We start from the raw sequence: 19617 nt of genomic DNA, 5'->3' as shown, positions 1-19617 counted from the left end.
TGTGCAAATTGAAGAAGAAACTTATGTAAAACGAAAAAATCATTAGCTATTCTTATGAGCTAATGATTTTTTCGTTTATTTTGTTAATTTCCCTTTCCAAGACATAATGCCACCCTGTAAATGAGCGAGCTCCTGAAATCCATTCTTAGAGAGAATGCGCGCAGCTTGTTTACTTCTCATCCCGCTTCGACAATATAGGTACACACTTTTATCTTTGGGAATTTCGCCTACTCTGTTTTTAATTTGAGATAACGGAATGTTAAGTGCTCCTGGGATATACCCTTGCTTTACTTCACCAGGTTCACGTACATCAATCAAGACTTTATTATGATTTCCCTTTAGTTCATCCTGAAATTGATCCGGCACTAGATGTTTAAGACCTTTGACTCCGGCAAATCGCGAATAAACAAACCAGATTAGAAAGACAACGACTATGATATTAAAAATTAGTTTGAAATCCATGTCCTAAACCTCTTTTTCTTAGTCTTAGCGGCTTTTAACTAACAAGTCCACTGCTTGTTGGACTATTTTGCTTGTATCTCTTCCAGCTGCTTTTTCATCAAGGATACATTGTTCTAAATTTACCGCGACAATGTAGGCAATCGCCTTATCCGCTGCACTTCTGACGGCAGAGATTTGGCTCACAACATCTTTGCAAGACTGCTCTTCCTCCATCATTTTTAGAACACCGCGAATTTGACCTTCTACACGCTTCAATCTTCTTTTCACATCATCATCGTATTTCATTTTATAACCTCCATTTTGATACCGGTATAGGTATATTATTACCGATATGATCCACAAAAACAACGTGATGGAGGAGAACCATTAAATGAACAAATTCACATTTGCATCTGCGGCATCACCCAAATAAGCAGCAACCCCTGCATACTCAATGCCATCAAAAAGTTCTTCCTCCTGTAAACCAAGCAGGTCCATAGTCATGGTACAAGCGATCAACTTGACCCCTTGCTCTTGAGCTAGTTCAATTAATTGAGGAAGTGACATCGCATTATGCTTTTTCAATACGTGCTTGATCATTTTTGGACCCATACCACCAAAATTCATTTTAGATAATCCAAGCTTGTCCGCTCCGCGTGGCATCATTTTGGCGAACATCTGCTCCAGCCATCCCTTTTTTACTGAAATCCGCTCATTTCTACGCAGTGTGTTTAGTCCCCAAAAGGTAAAGAAAATAGTCACTTCGTGGTCATAAGCAGCGGCACCATTTGCAATAATAAAAGCCGCAATGGCTTTATCTAATTCTCCGCTAAAAAGTACAATCGTTGTTTTTTCTTTGTTTTCTATCAAGAATTTCATCCCCTTTTTACCTATACGTGTATAGGTATTTAGATATTCAAAAAAATATAACTACTCTTTGAGTTACTTACAAAGTTTAGCCGCTTCCAGTCTACCCAAGGAATTAATCAAGGAGCGCACCTCCTTAATACAGTTCCTACGTACCTTATGTGATAAATATATTAACCCTTTTTCACAAAAAAGGTGAATACGCCATTATCTTCTTTAGAATCAATAAGCTTGTGATTGGTTTGGTTTACCCAAGCTTGAAAGTCCTTCATTGATCCTTTATCTGTCGTTTGCAGTTCCATAACTTGACCGGATTCCAAGGAGTCGATCCCTTTTTTCGCTTTCACAATCGGCATTGGACATGCAAGTCCCTTTGCGTCAACAACTAAATTCCCCATTTTTATGTTCTCCTTTTCCAAATACATTTTAGAAATTCAAGCTAACTTGAGCATCGAAAGCAAAGTCCAAGAATGTCGCGGCGCCACCCAGCTCGATTTCATCAATAAAATGCTCCTTTTCAAGACCCATGACATCGATCGTCATTTGACAGCCAATGAATCGAACTCCAGACTCTTTAGCGATTTCGATGAGTTCTTTAACTGACGGGACATTGGCTCTTTTAAAGCCCTCCTTCAGTCCCTCATTGCCAGGTTTCAGCCGCAGCATTTGCTCTGAATCTTTATGGACAATGGACAAGCCTTCGAAGGTGAAGAAAATGGCTACCTCCGCATCCAATGCTGCCGCCGCTGTGGCGATGTTTAATACTTTATATGCCGTTTCCAGCCCACCGTTTGATGCGATAATAGCTACTTTTTTGTTAGACATCATTCCATCTCCTTATTATTTTTAGTCTTTTTCAAGTTCATGAGTCCATTGTGACATCCCAGGTGTTACATTTTTAATGTGTTTGAACCCTTTTTCCGTTAGTATTTGGCTTGCCATGTCACTTCGGTTTCCCGTACGACAAACGACATAATATTCACTATTGGGATCAAGCTCTGTTACCTTTTGCTCCAGTTCTCCCAATGGAATCGATATTGCACCGGGAATACGTCCGAAGGCATATTCAGCGGGCTCCCGAACATCAAGGATTTGGATTTTTTCGCCGGAAGTTACTTTAGCTTGGATCTCGTCATTCGTTGCGGTATGCGGATATTTCATTTCTGCTTTCGAATCAGATACCTCTGCTTTGCGAATGAAGTGACGGTATACTCCGTTCTCTTCTTTTACCCCTACATATTGATTGCCTGTGCGGCTTGACCAACCCTTAAGGTCTGCAACCGATCCTTTATCCGTTGAGCGCACTTCCAACACTTCGCCGGCTTGCAGCTCATCCATGGTTTTTTTCGTGCGAACCACCGGAAGCGGGCACGCAAGCCCTTCACAATCTAGGGTGCGATCTACTTGTAAAGTTGTCATAAGTCATACCTCCCATTTTATATCATGCTTATTTCCCAATCTCGATATCCCCAGACCATGCTGACATACCGCCAGACATGTTAAGGACTTTAAAACCCAGTGAAGATAAATATTCACACGCTTTACCACTTCGATTTCCGCTGCGGCAAACCACAATCGTTTCTTCTTTTGGATTTATTTCATTAAGTGCACCGGTAATTTGACCTAGTGGAATATGTTTAGCGCCTGGAATATGACCGGACTCCCATTCATCAGGCTCTCGTACATCAATAATCGCGACATTTTCTTTGCTTTTCATTCGATCATGAACTTCGTTTGGCAATAGTTCATTGTAGGCTTTACCATTCATTCAGTCTCACTCCTTATCATAAAATTACAATCACACAACCTAATATCAAATCCGCTTAATTATGAACCGCACAACGATTGGGTCCAATTTCCATTTCCCGTTGTTCTTCATAGGTTGGAGTCACTTTGCCCATATTCGTTTGCCGTATTTCCTGATAGGCATTCGGCTGCGGCGGCAAATTTTCAGTAACCGTCCGTCTAAATAAGGACTCATCTTGTATGTTTAACCCTGGATTTTCTTGATACAAGTCACCCAGGCGTGCTGAAACTTGACCACCAGCACCCAACTCCGTCACCTTACCAAAATGAGCAGGGAGCACGATTAAATCATTTGATAGCTGCTTATAACGCTCATACAAGGTTGATCTGAGGTCTGCAACCCAATCCTCGGCTTTGCCAGCCAAATCAGGACGACCAATAGACTTCACAAACAGAATATCCCCAGACAGTAAGTAGTGATCGTCAACAATTAATGATGTACTTCCAATGGTGTGACCAGGCGAATAAATCGGCTGTATCTTAATTTCCGTATTGCCTACGACTAGATGGTTTCCTTCTTCAAGCTTCTCAAAAGGGAAAACAACCTCCGTTGCATCTTTAGGCGGCAGCCAGTATGACCCCCCCGTTTTCTCGGCTAATTGTCGACCACCAGAGATGTGGTCAGCATGAAGATGCGTATCAATCGTATGTTTGATTGTTGCCTTGTGTTCTCTTGCAAACTCCTCAAATACCTCTGTCATTCGAACGGCATCAATAACCGCTGCTTCACCATTTGAGATCACCATATAAGATAGGCAGCCTTTACCTATTCGGACAAACTGATAGATCGCACCTCCATCTTTCATACCACCAATTTTAACGGGTTCCAAATGCTCGCTCCAAGACTTCATACCACCTATCAGATATGAAATGTTAGACTTGCCCTGCTCAACCAATTGTTCCGCTACAAATCTTGAGGAGCCTTCCTTGGCACATACTACAAGAACTTCTTGATTATCTGGAATTTGATCAAGAACAGCATCTACCCCATCAATCAAATCAAAGTATGGTGTGTTCATAACATGCACATGATGACCTTCAATCTTCCAATCGTTAAAGCCACTTTCATTACGAACATCTAAAATAAAAATCGGCTCATGGTTCAAAATCTTTTGAGTCAACGAAGCAGCACTCATTCCTTGCAACTCAACTTGGTTTGTCATTATTTTTTCCTCCCTAGAGTAAAATCGAAATCCATATTTTAATGACGGTTGCTACGATCAAAGCAGCCAAAACCCATTGCAGGATTTTCGTATTGACTTTTTTGCTTAGTTTTGCTCCAAGCGGTGAAGCAATCAAACTCGCAATCACCAGTAGAATCGACGGAACCAAAAGCATGTGACCGCCCATAAGCTTGCCTGTTGTCGAGCCAATGGATGAAATGAAAGTAATAGCTAAGGAAGAAGCGATCGCTATTCTTGTCGGAATCTTGAGAACAACCAGCATAACAGGCACGGTGATAAAGGCTCCTGCAGCACCTACTATACCTGCTACCAGACCTATAACTAACGCAAGAGAAACAGCTAAAATCTTGTTGAAGGTAACTTGACTAACGTCTTGAGCATCACTTCCCTTTTTCGGTAAAAACATCATGACTGCCGCGATTAGAGCCAATACCGCATAAACCATATTAATAACAGAGCTTGGCAGGGAATTCGAAACAAAGCTTCCTACAAGACTGCCAATCATAATGGAAATACCCATGTAGATAACTAATTGCTTGTGAACAAATCCTCCTTTTCGAAAGACAAGCATTCCCATCAAACTTGCAAAGAAAACTTGAACTGCACTAATCGCTGACACCTCTTGGGCAGAAAAAGCTGCGAATCCAAGTGCAGGAGGAATAAACAACAGCATCGGATAGTTAATGATGGAGCCTCCGATTCCCACCATCCCTGAAATAAATGAACCCATAAATCCTATCGCCAAAATGGTTAGAATCCATGTCAAATCCATAGGGTTCCTGCCTTTCTAAATATAATCTGAATTAGTTTGCTCTGAGGCTGAGCACTTATTCCACACCGGTATTATTCAGATACATAATATAATACACATACCCGTATGGGTATATCGATACTATAAAAGATTTATGCTTTTTCGTCAACCTCTTGCATTCGTCCAATAATTTCCTTTTGCAAAAATAGACGCACACAGCCAGCTTACTTGGAATAAACCAAGGATTTACTTCGTCAGTCAGTGCATGTAAGCTGGCTGTGAATAGCATCTAAAAATTCAATAGATTTCTTTGAACACCTATTAGCATGGGAAATGAATATTATTACCTCCGCTAGCTACCATCTAATATCTAAAGAAATCGGCGAAGACAACGCGGCAAAGGTCGACGTATCCATCCAAAACACACTTTGAAAGATGTGGTGAGCCTATAGCTCGCTTCATTCATTTTATGTAAGCTCCTTAGACGTACGAAGGCTGGGCTTCGTACTGGCAAGGAGCTTGAATTTTGGACGCAAAAAAAAGCCGATTCATGTATGAATCGGCTTCCGATTAATATTTACGATTGCATTTCATTTCGCCGACAGGCTAACCGGAGCGTGCGACTATTCTTTCGATAAGAATAAAGGGGGATATACCCCCAACGCTCTTATTTATAAAAAGTGTGATCGCCAATCTTCACCGTAACATTAGCGTTTCGGTTTGGTACATGTGCTGCGCTTTTTAATTCCGCAAAATATAAGGATCCGTTCGTTGGATCGCTGCCATTTAAAGCATCTTCAACCGCCTGAACCGCCGCTTCAATAGCAGGCTTATTGATTGAGCCGTTCTTTACAGGGGAAAATTGGTACACCTTTCCGTTATTAGCATTAATAACGCCTTCAATAGTTTCAGGAAATTTATCTGATTCTGTCCTGTTTAAAACAACGGCAGCTACCGCCACTTGACCTAAATACGGCTGATTTCTCGCTTCGGCTGTAACAAGCCTTGCAAGTAACTCCTTATCACTGTCTGATATACTTTTCTTTTCAGTCGTTGAGCTTAGACTAGGAGTTTCCAACTTCGGAGGATTTGAAGCTTCTACGTTTGGATTAGGTACTATCGGCACTTCTGTTATAGGTTCGGCGCTTAAGATTGTTACCTTCTCTACCTTTTCCAGTATAAGCTTCCTATCTTTCAACGAGTTGTCAACCTGATTTCCGCTTTCCTTCTGAATAAACGTACTGCTAGGCAATGACACTTCGGAAATTGCTTGCTTATTCGCTACAATCATTCTTTGATCTGCATGCTCTGCAGGAACGACAAGGAAGAAGGAAATGATTACGGTCAGCAGAGTAGCAATTTTCGCTGCTGGCTTTCTCATTCTATCACCCCATTTTGTTAAAACGATACTTATCTATTAAAGATCATAATTATCGATTTGTCTTTGGCAAAATGTTGGTTATATTGGTATTATCTTGCTAAAGCATGTCAAATGTGCATGGTTTGGACTCTAACCATGTATATAGTACCTGAATGCTTAAGCTCGAAAAATCACCTAAATTCTTCCTGATTTGATGATCGAATATAATAGATATATAACCATAAGGCTCGCCACCACCGACCCTATTTCGATAACTGGAATATGCCAAAGGAACAACTTTTCATTCCCTAAAGCGGCTGCCAGAATCAAACCGACCATAATGATACTGAATGATAGCAGCACAATACTGAATGAAATGCGATTACTTACCTGATCGAGCTTTCTCATCAACAGATCAATTTCCGACAAGCCTATCTCCATCCTCAGCTTCCCGGTGCGGATCATCCTCGTCAGCTGATTCGCTTGCTTGGGCAACTCAAGAAATGTGTCTCCGAGCTCAATCAGATTACGCCAGAATCGTTTGGGTATTTGACCCGAGCTCATTCTATCCTTAACCAGCTTCCGGCCAAAGGGCTCAGCCATGTCGATCAGCCGTCCTTCAGGATATAATTTCTCTGTCACACCTTCAATCGTTAGCAAAGCTTTTCCCAACAGCGTTAAATCAGTAGGTACCAGAATATGATGACGATTTGCGATGATTAACAGCTCGTTTAAAGCTTTACCCAAGCTGACCTGAGCAAAGGGAACGTCATAATACTGTTCCCTAAGCTGGTTTAAATCCCTGCGGAGTGTTGTCATATCGACTTCCTCCGAGACCAGCCCTAACCGTAAGATCGACCTGATGATACTATCTGTATTTTTTCGCATAATCGCAATAATCAGTGAAGAAAGATGATACTTCATGTCCGGATCCAGACGCCCCACCATCCCGAAATCAACGAAAGCCAGTCGGCCCTCCGGTAAAACAAATACGTTTCCCGGATGGGGATCGGCATGAAACAAGCCTTCAATTAATATCTGATGCATCATCGCATTAACGAATTGTTTGGCGATCAGTTCCCTATCATACCCTTGGGCGGTCAGCTCCTCGGATTGATTCAACTTGATGCCTTCAACATATTCCATGATCAGCACCTTGGAGGTTGTGTGCTTCCAATAAACTTTGGGGATGATAACCGTTGATTGCCGTATAAATTGCCGCGCTATACTATCTGCATTCTTTCCTTCCGTAACGTAGTTCAGCTCTTCCTTCAATGATCGGGAAAACTCCTCAATCATCTCCCGGATGCGGTAGCGAGACACCCAATCCAGACGGCGCTCCGCAAGCTCCGCCAAATCCGCTAATATTTCCAGATCACGATTTACCATTTCTTTAACAAAGGGGCGCTGAATCTTGATGGCCACGGCTTCGCCAGTCAGCAACCGTCCAAAGTGAACTTGACCTATTGAAGCAGCGGCGATAGGTTGATCATCAAACTCCATCAGAACTTCCTCAATGGGTTTATGTAATTCCTCCTGCAGAATGGCTCGCGCCTGCTCTGAGGAGAAAGGCGGAACCTGATCCTGCAGCTTTTCCAATTCATGGATCAATTCCTTGGAGAGCAGATCGTTGCGGGTGCTGGTGAGCTGTCCCAGCTTTATAAAGGTAGGTCCCAGCTGTTCCAGAACCAGCCGGATTCGCACCTCCATAGTTTTGGCTGATGCAGCAGCATGCTCCCTTCTCCTCAATCCCAGCCTGGGAAAAGTCAGCAGATGAAATAATCCCAGCTCTTCCACCATATAACCGAAGCCATGCCTTACAAGAGCGACAGCAATTTCACGATAACGTTTGGTATGACGAATTTTGATCATCAGCTTACAGAGACTGCGTAGGATTCGGGTGTGTTTTGTGTGGATTCACAGAGCTCTCTTCACTCGATGTTGAATCTACAATTAGGATCGAATTGGCTGAAGGAGCCAATGTTGTCGGATCCTTAATCGATACAGGATCAGCACCCGCTCCCGATGCTTTAAGGCGTGCTTCAAGGTCTTTGAGATCCTGTTTGGTCGCTATCTGCAGCTCGTCCAGTACCTTTTTCACCTGATCCCTTACCATCTGTTTGACATAATCCTTTTGTTCCTCCCCTTTGGCCACCAGATTATCTATGAGATCCTTGGATTCATTCTGACCTAGCTCTCCTTTTACTACCAGCTCATCAACCACCTGCTGAATTTTTTCCTTGCTGGCAATTGTCGCTCCTAGCCCTAGTGAAAATACTTTTTTTAATAGTTCATTCATCGTGTTTTCCTCCCTCAATACATCGAATTAGTGTTCTGCCTGATTCTTATTACCCCAATTTGACCATGTTACTTGTTTGCTGGCTCAAGATCCGGGTCTATACCTTTGGTTTCTTTGCCGAAGAACAATACCGTTAAGGCTCCAATGACAATCGCAACGAAAAATATCATAAAGATAATGTGGATAGGTATCTCCCGCGCAACCAGCATGCCCACTAGAAACGGTCCAATCACCCCGCCGATTCGTCCAAAAGCGGCAGCAAGCCCGACGCCTGTTGACCGGACTGAAGTCGGATATAACTCGGGCGTATAAGCATACATACCTCCCCAAGCTCCCAGGTTGAAGAAAGACAGGCAGATTCCCGATGCTATCAGCATACCAACTGTTTCGGCGTTGCCAAACCAAATAGCGCTTACCGCCGTCAGAAGTAAATAGGAAACAAGCACGAACTTCCGTCCGAATTTCTCAATAAAATAAGCGGCAGTGAAGTAGCCAGGTAACTGGGCAATTGTCATAATAAGCACATATTGAAAGCTCTTCACAAGCCCAAAGCCCTTCAGCATCATAACCGTGGGGAGCCATAGAAACATACCGTAATAAGAAAATACGACCGTAAACCATAACACCCATAAGGTGATCGTGGATCTGCGATACTTCGTTGACCATGCAGCAGCCACCCGGTCACGAAACGATAACCTGCCGCTGCGCTGTGCAGTATAACGGGGCGAATCCTGCACCGTTCGCCTGAGATAGAGGGCATATAAGGCAGGAACAGCACCTATTGCAAAAGCCATCCTCCAGCCGTAAAGTGGAATGATGAAATATGCGATTAAGGCCGCAACAATCCAGCCAGCTGCCCAGAAGCTTTCAAGCAGCACAACAGCACGTCCCCTTTCATTAACGGGCATCGACTCGGAAACAAGGGTTGAAGCAACAGGCAGCTCACCGCCAAGGCCAAAGCCTGCTGTAAAGCGTAAAACGCATAAAACCACAAAGCTTGTCGCTAAAGCGGACAGTCCACTGGATATGGAGAAGATGAGCAAAGTCCAAAGCAATATCGACCTGCGGCCGTATCGGTCAGCAAGAGAACCGGCTACTGCGGCTCCCACAGCCATTCCAATGGAGTTGATAGCGGTGAGCATGCCGATCTGCTCAGGTCCAAGCTTCCACTCGACTGCTAATGCAGCTACTATAAAGGATATAATCCCCACATCCATCGCATCAAAAAGCCAGCTTAGTCCGACACTAAACAGTAATTTCTTTTGTTTCGGTGCTTCGAGTACCGCTGCTTTGCCCATAGCTTCCACCTTTCATTAAGTTCCCCGAAGTTAGGGAGCCCGCATACATGAATCCTTGAAAAATTTCACTTCATATCTCACTTTACCCATCTTTCGCCTTCCCATTCACTTTGTGAGCTGTAAAAAGGTTTATGGGTAAGATATATCAATGAAATAGTTAGCACAACGAGGCTGCCGATTCAATTGCAATCGACAGCCTCGTTGATGGTCACTTCAATAACTAAGAGCTCAACAACACTTTATAATGCTTAATCGAGTTGAAATGCATGCCCTCATGATACAACGTGAAGCTCAAAAACGCCCCGATGTCTTCAAGCGTCATCCCGCTGGATGTCGTAATACGGTGAAGGTGCCTGTTCCCCAAGCTGACCCTTTAAAGCCTGTTGGATCCGCTGCTGCTCTCGCGCAGCATGTTTAGTTCAATCCTGCATCCGGAGCTATCATTTAACGATGATAATAATTGGTTATAATCAATTGTTATATAGATAATTGGGTATTGGGAAGCTAGCATGAATACAAAAGGGAATGTTTCCATAAACGGGAGGAATATTCGTGAACAAGTTGAATCGGTTTTTAGCTTATTACAAGCCTTATAAAAAGGTGTTGTTTGCGGACTTATTCTTTGCAGCACTGGCTTCTGTAACCGTACTTGCGTATCCCATGCTGGTCAATCAAATTACCACACATGCCATAAGTGATGAGGGAATCACTACAGATTTAGTTATTAAAATGGTTGGGATCTTTCTGTTTTTGATGGTTGTGGAGTACATCAGCAACTTCTACACCGACTATTTTGGACATGCGATGGGAGCCAAGATGGAGTCGGACATGCGCAACGATTTGTTTCAACATTTTCAAAAGCTTTCTTTCCAGTATTATGACAATGCCCGAACAGGGGAGCTGATGTCGCGAACGACAACAGATTTACTCGATATCTCAGAGCTCGCCCACCATGGACCGGAGGACACGGTTATATCTCTGGTGAGAATCATAGGCTCGTTTTTTATATTGGCAAGCATCAATGGGATACTCACCTTAACTATTTTTTTGATTTTACCTATCATGTTTATTTTTGCCTATCACTATAGCATCAAGGTGAAAGATGCTCTTAAAAAGAATAAGGAACGGATCGCAGACATCAACTCGCAGCTTGAAGACAGCCTGGCAGGAATACGTGTCGTACAATCGTTTGCTAATGAAGACATCGAAATGGATAAATTCAGAAGCAGTAACGGCAGGTTTCTGGAAAGCAGGAAGCATGGCTACTTGGTAGAGGCCTTGTTTTTTAATGGCTTGACTGGGTTTATTTCATTTATGAATATTGCGGTGGTGATCGTGGGTGCTATTCTTGTAAGTAACAACCAATTGCTTCTAACAGAGCTGATTACCTTTTTATTGTATATAAACACTCTGATTGATCCGGTGAGAAGGGTAGTTAACTTTACCAAAAATCTGCAAGGCGGGGTGGCGGGGTTTGAACGATTTATGGAAATTTTGGCGGTCAAGCCAGATATTACGGATGCAAAAGCTGCGATTGAGTTAAGCCATGTAAAAGGGAAAGTGGAATTTGTAAATGTAGGCTTCCAGTATGCCAGCGACTCGAACTATGTGTTTAGCCATGTCCATATAACGGCAAATCCTGGTGAATATGTAGCGCTTGTAGGATCATCGGGAGTTGGAAAAACGACGCTTTGCAGTCTAATCCCCCGCTTTTACGAAACCAGTGAAGGCACGATACATATTGATGGTATTGACATCAAAACGATCAAGCTAAAGTCATTGCGTGATCATATTGGGCACGTTCAACAAGATGTGTACTTGTTTGCGGGCACTATTAAAGAGAATATTATATATGGGAAGCCTGATGCTACAGAAGAGGAGGTTATTGAAGCTGCCAAGCATGCAAATGCTCATGAATTTATCATGGGATTCCCGGAAGGCTACAACGCCTATATTGGGCAACGCGGCGTCAAGCTTTCAGGGGGCCAGAAGCAGCGTATAAGTATTGCACGTGTATTTTTGAAAAACCCTTCTATTCTTATATTTGATGAAGCTACCTCCGCTCTAGACAATGAGAGTGAACAAATCGTGCAGGAAAGCTTTGAACAGCTGGCTAAAAACCGAACTACCTTTGTCATTGCACATCGGCTGTCCACCATCAAAAAGGCAGACAGGATTATAGTGCTATCTGAACAAGGGATTGCCGAGGAAGGTACACATGATCATCTTTTGAAGAAAAACGGGCTCTATGCCAGGTTCTATAACTTGCAGTTTAATTAAGCTATACTTTTCGTGCTATCACAATTGAGGAGCTTCTGAAAACAAGCTCCTCAACTACCGTCCCCATTTGATAGCCCCTAGTCCCCATACCATTTCCACTTGTACCATTAACTCGTTTAGGCATGGGAAATCCCAGTGTTTCCGTAATACTCCATTAACCGATATTCCACATTCTTGTACTTTCCGTTCTAGCCTTCGAACAGCGGCAGTGTCTCGGGGTCTTCCGGTAGATCTAGCAAATATAAGTTGGCATAGCCGTTCCGGTCGCTTGTGAACAACAGCTGCCGGCCGTCTGGACTGAACCGTGGGTGGGCGTGCACCAGCTGCGAGTGGAAGCTACAGCGGTGCTCGCAGAGTACACGCGGCGAGTTGAACACGCCGTTCACCCGTTTCCAGTAAATCAGATCGGTCAGCGGGAAGCGACCGTCAACGACAACCTGCTCAAATCCGTAAGAGTGAGCATGCCAATTAACGAATTCGAAGCCCACCTCTTCGAGCTCCGTATTGTCATAACGAACCTTGCCGAAGAAGCCGGCCGAGCGGTCCGCTTTGAAACCGTGGTAGCCCACATGTACGCCGTCCTCGTGCCAGTATTCGTGTCCGATGAGCTCCAAGGGCTCCTTACGCTCTCGGATTTTCCATATCGTGCCGGTAGAGAGGTCCATCCCCCAGATACGTTGATCAACCAGATGCCATGGTCCCTCATGGCAGAAGGTTAGCAGATTGGGTTGCGTCGGGGAAGCGTTCAGATGCCCGATCCAAGCATGCTCCTCATGCAGAATCTCCCAACCGCCGCCGGGGCGCGTTGAGATGCGGGCGATACGACTTAACGGCTTAGCTTCCATTAGCTCCCGGTGACCGACATAACCGTTGGTCAAGTCGAGCCGCAGCCGCTTCGAGTAATCCTCTGACAACGCTACTGCCAGGTACGCACCGTCAGCCATACAGGTCACTTGACCCAGCTGGAAGTCCTCCATCCCCTGGAATATGACCTCTTCAGCTAATGTCGAGAGGTCAATCGAGGTGATCGTCTGGCCCATCCGGTAATATGCATGTGTCCCCAGAGGGTTTAGACAAACGCTCAGATCCGTATGCTCACCGCCCAGATCCGTGAGTTGGGTAATCTCTCCTGTCGAAAGCTCCAAGCTGAAGAGATTGGTACAGTTCTGACGATCGGAGACGAACAGCACCCTACTCCCTCCATCGAACCAACCGTTCTCCGTAAAATATAAATGCCGGCTATGACCTTTATAATTCGTCAACTGGCAGACCGCCACGCCGGTTTTCGGGTCCTCATATCGCTCCTGCTCGGAGGGCCATACCTTCCCTTTTCCCCATATCATACTGTTCTACACCGCCTTGTCCGTCATACGACCGCGCTCTCGCGATGGCCGCTACCAATAATGTAACGAATGGTGAGCTTGCAGACAATCAGACTTTTTTGCAGACGAAAGGATTCACTCCGTTTCGATGTTCGAGTAGAGAGCTAGATGTAGGTCAACAATTGCTTGGCATGGCGCCTTATTTCATCTGGACGTTGCCGGAATGCGCTGTAGGCGATATGGTCGAGGCCGATGTGGATGAGGCAGCAAAGAAGGCGTTCCTCCAACTGTGCAGGCCGGCCTCCATGCTTATCCCAGTGGAGGTCTAGAATTTCCTGCAAGTCAATCTCTTTCCATTCCGGATACCAAGGCCACCAGTAAAGAAACCAAGCATTGTCATAGAGCGGATCACCATAGAATGCGTTTCCCCAGTCGATCACCCCAGTTAGCCTCCCTCCATCCACTAACACGTTTCGGTTCAAGAGGTCATTGTGGACAATTCCTCGGTACTCCTGAAGCTTTGGTACGAGCTGACGCAGCCTTTCTACCCCAGCATCGAAGACCTGTGCCTCCTGAGGCGAGGCATCAAGCAGCTCACGCCAGCCCGCTAGTCGAGCCCTGGGCTCAGTTACAGAGAGAAGCTCGGATCCCCAACTCGAACCAGCCCCTTCTGGGCGCCAAAGGCCAATGCTTTGTGTGTGTATGAGGTCAAGTTTCTGAAGTCCGTAGAGGGCATCGAACAATTGCGGCAGGACAAGTCGTATCTCAGGACCGTTCAGCTCATCGAGATGCTTTCCAAAAACCCGCTCGGATACGGCGTAGAAGCCGCTTTCCGTCTCTCCAACCTCAAGAACCCTCGGAATCGGAAGTGTATCCGAGGAATATGTACCCATCACACGATCCTTTTCAAAGTCACCCAGATAGGCGCCGAAGCGGATCACCAATTCATGCCCGTCGAGCATGAATGAATAGGCTTTCGACCAATCACCGGCAGCCAGAGACACCAGATTTTGGGCATGTTCACCGAAGTGATTCTTCACAAAACGGTTCGCTGTTTGTATGAAATCTTCCATAGTGGCCCTCCTTTTACCCAGCCAAAGCCTTGAGTCGAGCTAACATCCACATGATGCAATCGAGACATGGTTTCGATCATATCAGTTACCCTCCAATCGTTCCGCGATATGGAAGATCAGCTCCCCGTATCTACACTTATTGTATTTGATTAAGGGGTGTACTGTCCAAACGTCGTATCCCTCAGCTTAACAAAAAGGGCAGGCTACCATGGCAGCCTGCCCTTTGAATATCGAAAACTGGAAACTATTGGCCTAATTTCATCCAGCTATCCCAGTCGTGCACGCTGTACCCTTCGAAAGAGGGATGATCTCCTAAGCTCCCCACAACCGCTGCCAGCTCGTTCCTCATCAATACTTGACCCTTGTTGAAGAAGCTGCCTCCTACTTCCCCGCTGTTTACAGTATCTACAGCGACTAGAACAGGAACGCCTACCCGATCCGCTGCGTTGATTTCATCCTGCACGGATTGTGAAATATTATCCGCATTGTCGAAGTAAGCCATCAACGTTACTTGGTCTAACCGGCTGATCAACCATTCAGGGAGTGTTGTCATGCCTCCATAGCCATCCCGTACTCTGATGGAATCAAGCCAGGTGGGCATGTCAATGCCCACGGTTAAATCAGAATCGGCCTTTACCTCTTCTGCAAATCCACTGACGGTATCCATCCATAGGCCAATGACGGCATCCGAATCCTGTCTCCATTGCGTCAATACGTAGGGCTCCACATCCAAATGAATACCGGTGAATCGCTCTTCTGGCTGTACACTGTTATTATATTGCTTCACCCAATCAATGAACTCGTACATTTTTTTGTTATGCTCGGGGAGCACCCAGTTCGGAGCGCCGCCAAGTGCTTGAACCTCAATCCCTTTCGCTTTCGCTTTCCGGATGAAGCTGCTGTAGTCGATAGCTAGATAATCCAAATCAATATTCAAATAAACACGATTAATACGCTGGTCCATTAAATGCTGCAGGGTGATATCTTGATCCTTTTCAATCACAAAGGGATTCCACATCCATGTACTGACAACAAGCGGTTCAGCAGCCTCTACTTTGCTTTCAGACCCACCAAACAGAGTGAAGCCCGTCATCACTTGACTTACTAACAAACAGCCCAATACCGTCTTTCCCAACCGTCCAGACCACTTTACCCAAGGTTTCTTTTTCACGTATCTACTCCTAACCTGTAATCTTGGCTCAGGTATGTGTTCAGCTACCCTTTAAAAGGGTTCGAGGGAAGTTTGGAAATTGGGGGGGCATTTTGGTATCAGCCTCTCATATTGTAAACATCCGGGTTTACAATATTTATTATCTTTTTTCCACTTAATCCCATAAGTATGTTAAGAGCGGTCATCTCTGCCATTTCCATTCGGGTAGCTACTGTTGCGCTTCCTATATGCGGCAGCAATACTACATTATCAAGGGCGATCAAAGGATGGTCTGCATGAATCGGCTCGACTTCAAACACATCCAAGCCGGCACCCCAAATTTGGCGTTTTTTTAATGCAGTAATAAGTGCCGTTTCATCAATATTGCTGCCTCTAGAAGTATTAATCAATATAGCGGTCGGCTTCATCAATGAAAGCTCTCTTTCCCCAATCATCCTACGTGTTTCCAAAGTAGCCGGAGCCAGCATCACTACAAAATCGGAAGCTTGAAGCAAGTCATCCAGCGAACTGTATTCGACACCTAGCTCTTGCTCCATATCTTCTCTTCGTCTCCTATTATGATATAAAATCCTCATACCGAAGCCGGAAGCTCTTCTTGCTACCCCTTTTCCAATTCCACCCATGCCGATAATGCCGACCGTAGAGTTGTAAACATTTTGCCCGGTTAAGAGCATCGGTCCCCAGCCTTTCCAGCTGCCTTCCTTGATGTAGTTCATAGCCTCCACTACTTTTCGCGCAGTTGCAAGCAGGAGGGCAAATGTCAAATCTGCCACCGCTTCAGATAGAACATCTGGCGTATGCCCTACAAGTATGCCTCTTGCGGTTGCCTCTCCGATATCTATATTGTCATAACCAACTGCCATCGTACTGACAACCTTCAGCTTAGGAGCTGCTTGAAATATAGGTTTATCTATCCGATCCGACACATTGGTAAACAAAGCATCGGCATCCTTCACTTGCTCCAGCAGCAGCTCATAGGGAATCGGTACATTTTCCTCCTGCCACATGTAGGTCGTGTGGTTCACTTCCAACATTTGTTTAATGCTGTCCGGAATACGTCTAGTTATGACAATCTTCATGAAATCCTCTCCCGAAATTAATAGGCCTTTTCAAGTAGATTAATGAAGCTCTTTAGTGTTGCTTCTCGTGGATTGTTTCGAATTAGCCGTTCGATTTGTATCGCCTTTTCCGCAATCCCAAGCAGTTGTTCCCTCTTGATCCCAATCGAGTTAAGCCGAGTCGGCAACCCGATTTGCTGCAAAATATCTATGATCTGAGCGACGACAGCCTGAATCTTGTCCGATGATGCTTGGAGCTCGGACGCAGGAATCTGTAGCGCTTGTGATAATTTGTTCAGCTTCTCCACCGATGTTCGAGCATTGAAATCAATCACATAAGGAAGCAAGAGACCCGTGACTTCTCCATGCGGTGATTTGGATAGTCCTCCGATCGGATAGGCCAATGCATGAGCTGCAGCTGTACCCGCATTGGAAAATGCCAATCCAGCCAATAAACTTCCTAGAAGCATGTTGGTACGAGCTTCCAGGTTTGTCCCTTGCTGAACAGCTGTTATTAAGTTTTTGGAAATAAGTTCAATAGCTTGAAGTGCTAGTGTGTCACTTATCGGAGCCGATCCTTGAAATAAAATGTCACCTTCTGCTTGGATATACTTAAAGTCCTTGGCAAGGTACGCTTCGATGGCATGTGCCAAAGCATCGATGCCTGAACATGCCGTCACATAGGGTGGCAGGTTCAGTGTCAGCTCGGGATCCAATAAAGCGACCGCCGGCCTTAAATAATTGTTGGAAATTCCAACTTTAATATTATTTTCCGTATCGGTTAAGACAGCTACCGATGTCACTTCAGAACCGGTGCCTGCCGTAGTAGGAATGGCTATCAAGGGAGCAATTGGCGATGGAATGGCATTCTCGCCAAAATAATCCTGCGGTCGCCCCCCATGTGCTACCAGTAGGGCAACAACTTTTGCCAAGTCAATGCTGCTGCCTCCACCCAGACCGATAATGACATCCGCATTAATTTCCGATTTGGCAAATTCATAGCATTCCAACGCAACGGAAATCGGTGGTTCCGGAGTCGTACCGTCAAATACCTTTACGAGGAAGTTATCTTTCTCCAAAATATTCATAACCGTACGCAGTATGCCGGATTGAACGATTCCCATATCTGTAATGAGGAAGATATTTCGGGCATTCATGTTTTTTAAAAGCTCGCCTAATTGTTGAATGGCACCATTTCCGAATATAATTTTCCCGGATGGGAAATAAGACCATGTATCCCTCATATCTGATCATCCCTCTTCAACTAAATATCAAACACAACTATTTTTTCATTGGTCATTTCCTGAATGGCATACCTCGGACCTTCTTTTCCATATCCGCTGTCCTTCACACCGCCATAGGGCATAATATCTGCTCTAAACGTGGACACATCGTTAATGATTACACCGCCAAAATCCAATTCCTTGGCAGCCCTGAAAGCAAGCTGAAGATCAGAAGTGAAAATGCCTGCTTGCAGCCCATAATTGGAATCATTTGCTGCTGCCAACGCTTCATTGATGTCACCATATGAAGTAATGCAGACAATCGGAGCAAAAACCTCCTGGCACATTACCTTCATTGAGGATAGGGTATTGGTCATAATGGTTGGGTATAGAATCGCACCCTTCCGATGGCCCCCATAAACAATTGTGGCTCCTTGTTGAACGGCTTCCTGAATCCATTGCTCTGCCCGCACCGCTTCTTTTTCCGATATCATCGGCCCAATATCAGTTTCATTAAGCTCAGGGTCACCCACCTTGAGCTTCGATGCCGCTTCAATCGACCTTTCAACAAAAGCCGTGTATATGTCTTGATGCACATAAATCCTTTGCACGGAAATGCATGCCTGCCCTGCGTTACTAAAGCCTTTGTTCACACATAATTGGGCGGCTTTAGCCAAATCCGGTGCGTCTTTATGAACAATATTCGGTGAGTTGCTTCCAAGCTCCAAGGTCACCCTGCGAATACCAGAGGACGCTTTAATCTGCTTCCCAACCTCCGTACTCCCCGTAAAGGTATACATCGCTATGCGGGCGTCCTCTAACAAATACTGCCCAATTTCTCTTCCCGGACCGTTTACGATATTTAAAAAACCTGGCGGAAGTCCTGCCTCCAACAATATTTCCGCCATTTTGGCGGCAATTTGCGGTGTTACGCCTGCCGGCTTTAAAATAACCGTATTGCCTGCAGCAAGTGCCGGCGCAATTTTATGAGCTACTAAATTGAACGGGAAATTGAACGGCGTTATTGCACAGAGGACGCCTACAGGAACACGTAAAGTAAAAGCAATTTTATTATCACTGCCCGGCTGTCCTTGAATCGGCACTTCATGTCCTTGCAGTCTTTTTGCTTCTTCAGCAGAAGCAATGAACGTTTGAATCCCTCGATCAATCTCCATACTGGCGTCTTTGAGCACCTTGCCGCCTTCCCGAACAATCGTCAGGGCAAGCTCATTTTTACGTTGCTTAAACAGTTCGGCCGCTTTCATCAAAATCTCGTACCTTTGATAAGGCGTCAGCTTAGTTGTTTTGAATGTTTCCAAAGCATTGCCAATGGCGTGACTCACATCTTCCCGGGATGATTTGGTCACCTTAACCATCACATCACCGGTATATTTATTGAAAACTTCAAAGGTTTCTGAGCCGACTATCCATTGTCCGTTAACCAAATTTCCTAAGGCTTCAACTGTATGCTTAGACATTCTCTT

General features: G+C 44.9%; 21 protein-coding genes. 2 read left to right on the top strand and 19 right to left on the bottom strand.

Annotated elements, in window-relative coordinates:
- Window positions 1-75: 75 nt before the first annotated feature.
- From G9U52_RS28485 to G9U52_RS28425, 13 genes are all read right to left on the bottom strand, one after another.
- Entirely contained in the window at window positions 76-462 is a 387-nt protein-coding gene (locus tag G9U52_RS28485) for a rhodanese-like domain-containing protein (protein WP_166154055.1), read from the bottom strand.
- Between the two features lie 24 nt (window positions 463-486).
- Complete coding sequence (locus tag G9U52_RS28480) at window positions 487-747, bottom strand: metal-sensitive transcriptional regulator (protein ID WP_166154054.1); 261 nt, start codon at window positions 745-747, stop codon at window positions 487-489.
- Window positions 748-828: 81 nt separating this feature from the next.
- Window positions 829-1320, bottom strand: a complete 492-nt coding sequence (locus G9U52_RS28475; RefSeq protein WP_207953265.1) for a DsrE/DsrF/DrsH-like family protein — start codon at window positions 1318-1320, stop codon at window positions 829-831.
- A gap of 161 nt (window positions 1321-1481) precedes the next feature.
- Window positions 1482-1706: a sulfurtransferase TusA family protein gene (locus G9U52_RS28470; protein WP_166154053.1), complete on the bottom strand. Its 225-nt coding sequence runs from the start codon at window positions 1704-1706 to the stop codon at window positions 1482-1484.
- Between the two features lie 28 nt (window positions 1707-1734).
- Window positions 1735-2133: a DsrE/DsrF/DrsH-like family protein gene (locus tag G9U52_RS28465; RefSeq protein WP_166154052.1), complete on the bottom strand. Its 399-nt coding sequence runs from the start codon at window positions 2131-2133 to the stop codon at window positions 1735-1737.
- A 21-nt stretch (window positions 2134-2154) separates the two neighbouring features.
- Window positions 2155-2727, bottom strand: coding sequence for a sulfurtransferase TusA family protein (locus tag G9U52_RS28460; RefSeq protein ID WP_166154051.1), 573 nt, complete (start codon window positions 2725-2727; stop codon window positions 2155-2157).
- A gap of 28 nt (window positions 2728-2755) precedes the next feature.
- Window positions 2756-3076, bottom strand: coding sequence for a rhodanese-like domain-containing protein (locus G9U52_RS28455; protein ID WP_166154050.1), 321 nt, complete (start codon window positions 3074-3076; stop codon window positions 2756-2758).
- A gap of 55 nt (window positions 3077-3131) precedes the next feature.
- Entirely contained in the window at window positions 3132-4277 is a 1146-nt protein-coding gene (locus tag G9U52_RS28450; RefSeq protein ID WP_166154049.1) for an MBL fold metallo-hydrolase, read from the bottom strand.
- A 13-nt stretch (window positions 4278-4290) separates the two neighbouring features.
- On the bottom strand, window positions 4291-5070 hold the full coding sequence (locus tag G9U52_RS28445) for a sulfite exporter TauE/SafE family protein (RefSeq protein WP_166154048.1): 780 nt from the start codon (window positions 5068-5070) through the stop codon (window positions 4291-4293).
- Window positions 5071-5716: 646 nt separating this feature from the next.
- Window positions 5717-6430, bottom strand: a complete 714-nt coding sequence (locus G9U52_RS28440) for a cell wall hydrolase (protein ID WP_166154047.1) — start codon at window positions 6428-6430, stop codon at window positions 5717-5719.
- 174 nt (window positions 6431-6604) lie between these two features.
- On the bottom strand, window positions 6605-8281 hold the full coding sequence (locus G9U52_RS28435) for an ABC1 kinase family protein (protein WP_243767609.1): 1677 nt from the start codon (window positions 8279-8281) through the stop codon (window positions 6605-6607).
- Window positions 8282-8285: 4 nt separating this feature from the next.
- On the bottom strand, window positions 8286-8708 hold the full coding sequence (locus G9U52_RS39445; RefSeq protein WP_207953264.1) for a phasin family protein: 423 nt from the start codon (window positions 8706-8708) through the stop codon (window positions 8286-8288).
- Window positions 8709-8776: 68 nt separating this feature from the next.
- Entirely contained in the window at window positions 8777-10006 is a 1230-nt protein-coding gene (locus G9U52_RS28425) for a niacin permease NiaP (protein WP_166154046.1), read from the bottom strand.
- Window positions 10007-10280: 274 nt separating this feature from the next.
- Between G9U52_RS28425 and G9U52_RS39440 the strand changes: the two genes are divergently transcribed.
- Both G9U52_RS39440 and G9U52_RS28420 read left to right on the top strand, forming a co-directional pair.
- Window positions 10281-10424 (top strand): hypothetical protein, encoded by a 144-nt coding sequence (locus G9U52_RS39440; protein ID WP_207953263.1) that lies wholly within the window; start codon window positions 10281-10283, stop codon window positions 10422-10424.
- A 134-nt stretch (window positions 10425-10558) separates the two neighbouring features.
- Entirely contained in the window at window positions 10559-12286 is a 1728-nt protein-coding gene (locus tag G9U52_RS28420; protein WP_166154045.1) for an ABC transporter ATP-binding protein, read from the top strand.
- A gap of 188 nt (window positions 12287-12474) precedes the next feature.
- On the opposite strand, the gene G9U52_RS28415 is transcribed toward G9U52_RS28420, so the two are convergent.
- The 6 genes from G9U52_RS28415 to G9U52_RS28390 form a co-directional block, all read right to left on the bottom strand.
- Complete coding sequence (locus G9U52_RS28415; protein ID WP_166154044.1) at window positions 12475-13629, bottom strand: oligogalacturonate lyase family protein; 1155 nt, start codon at window positions 13627-13629, stop codon at window positions 12475-12477.
- Between the two features lie 143 nt (window positions 13630-13772).
- Entirely contained in the window at window positions 13773-14612 is an 840-nt protein-coding gene (locus G9U52_RS28410; protein ID WP_166154043.1) for a phosphotransferase family protein, read from the bottom strand.
- A gap of 313 nt (window positions 14613-14925) precedes the next feature.
- Window positions 14926-15852 carry a hypothetical protein gene (locus G9U52_RS28405; protein ID WP_166154042.1) on the bottom strand — a complete coding sequence of 309 codons (927 nt, stop codon included), beginning with the start codon at window positions 15850-15852 and terminating at the stop codon, window positions 14926-14928.
- A gap of 98 nt (window positions 15853-15950) precedes the next feature.
- Entirely contained in the window at window positions 15951-16931 is a 981-nt protein-coding gene (locus G9U52_RS28400; protein WP_166154041.1) for a 2-hydroxyacid dehydrogenase, read from the bottom strand.
- Window positions 16932-16948: 17 nt separating this feature from the next.
- A complete protein-coding gene (locus G9U52_RS28395; protein ID WP_166154040.1) occupies window positions 16949-18154 on the bottom strand; it encodes a hydroxyacid-oxoacid transhydrogenase in 1206 nt (401 codons plus the stop codon).
- A gap of 20 nt (window positions 18155-18174) precedes the next feature.
- On the bottom strand, window positions 18175-19611 hold the full coding sequence (locus G9U52_RS28390) for an aldehyde dehydrogenase family protein (protein WP_166154039.1): 1437 nt from the start codon (window positions 19609-19611) through the stop codon (window positions 18175-18177).
- Between the last annotated feature and the right edge of the window lie 6 nt (window positions 19612-19617).

Source organism: Paenibacillus agricola (assembly GCF_011440305.1).
Taxonomy (GTDB): Bacteria; Bacillota; Bacilli; order Paenibacillales; family NBRC-103111; genus Paenibacillus_S; species Paenibacillus_S agricola.
This window is presented reverse-complemented; position numbering and strand designations above follow the sequence as displayed.

What these genes read in the sequence shown, in the direction of transcription:
- G9U52_RS39445 (WP_207953264.1), bottom strand. Translation starts at nt 8,708, where the DNA reads ATGAATGAACTATTAAAAAAAGTATTTTCACTAGGGCTAGGAGCGACA.
- G9U52_RS28440 (WP_166154047.1), bottom strand. Translation starts at nt 6,430, where the DNA reads ATGAGAAAGCCAGCAGCGAAAATTGCTACTCTGCTGACCGTAATCATT.
- G9U52_RS28475 (WP_207953265.1), bottom strand. Translation starts at nt 1,320, where the DNA reads ATGAAATTCTTGATAGAAAACAAAGAAAAAACAACGATTGTACTTTTT.
- G9U52_RS39440 (WP_207953263.1), top strand. Translation starts at nt 10,281, where the DNA reads ATGATACAACGTGAAGCTCAAAAACGCCCCGATGTCTTCAAGCGTCAT.
- G9U52_RS28465 (WP_166154052.1), bottom strand. Translation starts at nt 2,133, where the DNA reads ATGTCTAACAAAAAAGTAGCTATTATCGCATCAAACGGTGGGCTGGAA.
- G9U52_RS28390 (WP_166154039.1), bottom strand. Translation starts at nt 19,611, where the DNA reads ATGTCTAAGCATACAGTTGAAGCCTTAGGAAATTTGGTTAACGGACAA.
- G9U52_RS28450 (WP_166154049.1), bottom strand. Translation starts at nt 4,277, where the DNA reads ATGACAAACCAAGTTGAGTTGCAAGGAATGAGTGCTGCTTCGTTGACT.
- G9U52_RS28400 (WP_166154041.1), bottom strand. Translation starts at nt 16,931, where the DNA reads ATGAAGATTGTCATAACTAGACGTATTCCGGACAGCATTAAACAAATG.
- G9U52_RS28480 (WP_166154054.1), bottom strand. Translation starts at nt 747, where the DNA reads ATGAAATACGATGATGATGTGAAAAGAAGATTGAAGCGTGTAGAAGGT.
- G9U52_RS28470 (WP_166154053.1), bottom strand. Translation starts at nt 1,706, where the DNA reads ATGGGGAATTTAGTTGTTGACGCAAAGGGACTTGCATGTCCAATGCCG.
- G9U52_RS28435 (WP_243767609.1), bottom strand. Translation starts at nt 8,281, where the DNA reads ATGATCAAAATTCGTCATACCAAACGTTATCGTGAAATTGCTGTCGCT.
- G9U52_RS28485 (WP_166154055.1), bottom strand. Translation starts at nt 462, where the DNA reads ATGGATTTCAAACTAATTTTTAATATCATAGTCGTTGTCTTTCTAATC.
- G9U52_RS28455 (WP_166154050.1), bottom strand. Translation starts at nt 3,076, where the DNA reads ATGAATGGTAAAGCCTACAATGAACTATTGCCAAACGAAGTTCATGAT.
- G9U52_RS28460 (WP_166154051.1), bottom strand. Translation starts at nt 2,727, where the DNA reads ATGACAACTTTACAAGTAGATCGCACCCTAGATTGTGAAGGGCTTGCG.
- G9U52_RS28415 (WP_166154044.1), bottom strand. Translation starts at nt 13,629, where the DNA reads ATGATATGGGGAAAAGGGAAGGTATGGCCCTCCGAGCAGGAGCGATAT.
- G9U52_RS28445 (WP_166154048.1), bottom strand. Translation starts at nt 5,070, where the DNA reads ATGGATTTGACATGGATTCTAACCATTTTGGCGATAGGATTTATGGGT.
- G9U52_RS28425 (WP_166154046.1), bottom strand. Translation starts at nt 10,006, where the DNA reads ATGGGCAAAGCAGCGGTACTCGAAGCACCGAAACAAAAGAAATTACTG.
- G9U52_RS28395 (WP_166154040.1), bottom strand. Translation starts at nt 18,154, where the DNA reads ATGAGGGATACATGGTCTTATTTCCCATCCGGGAAAATTATATTCGGA.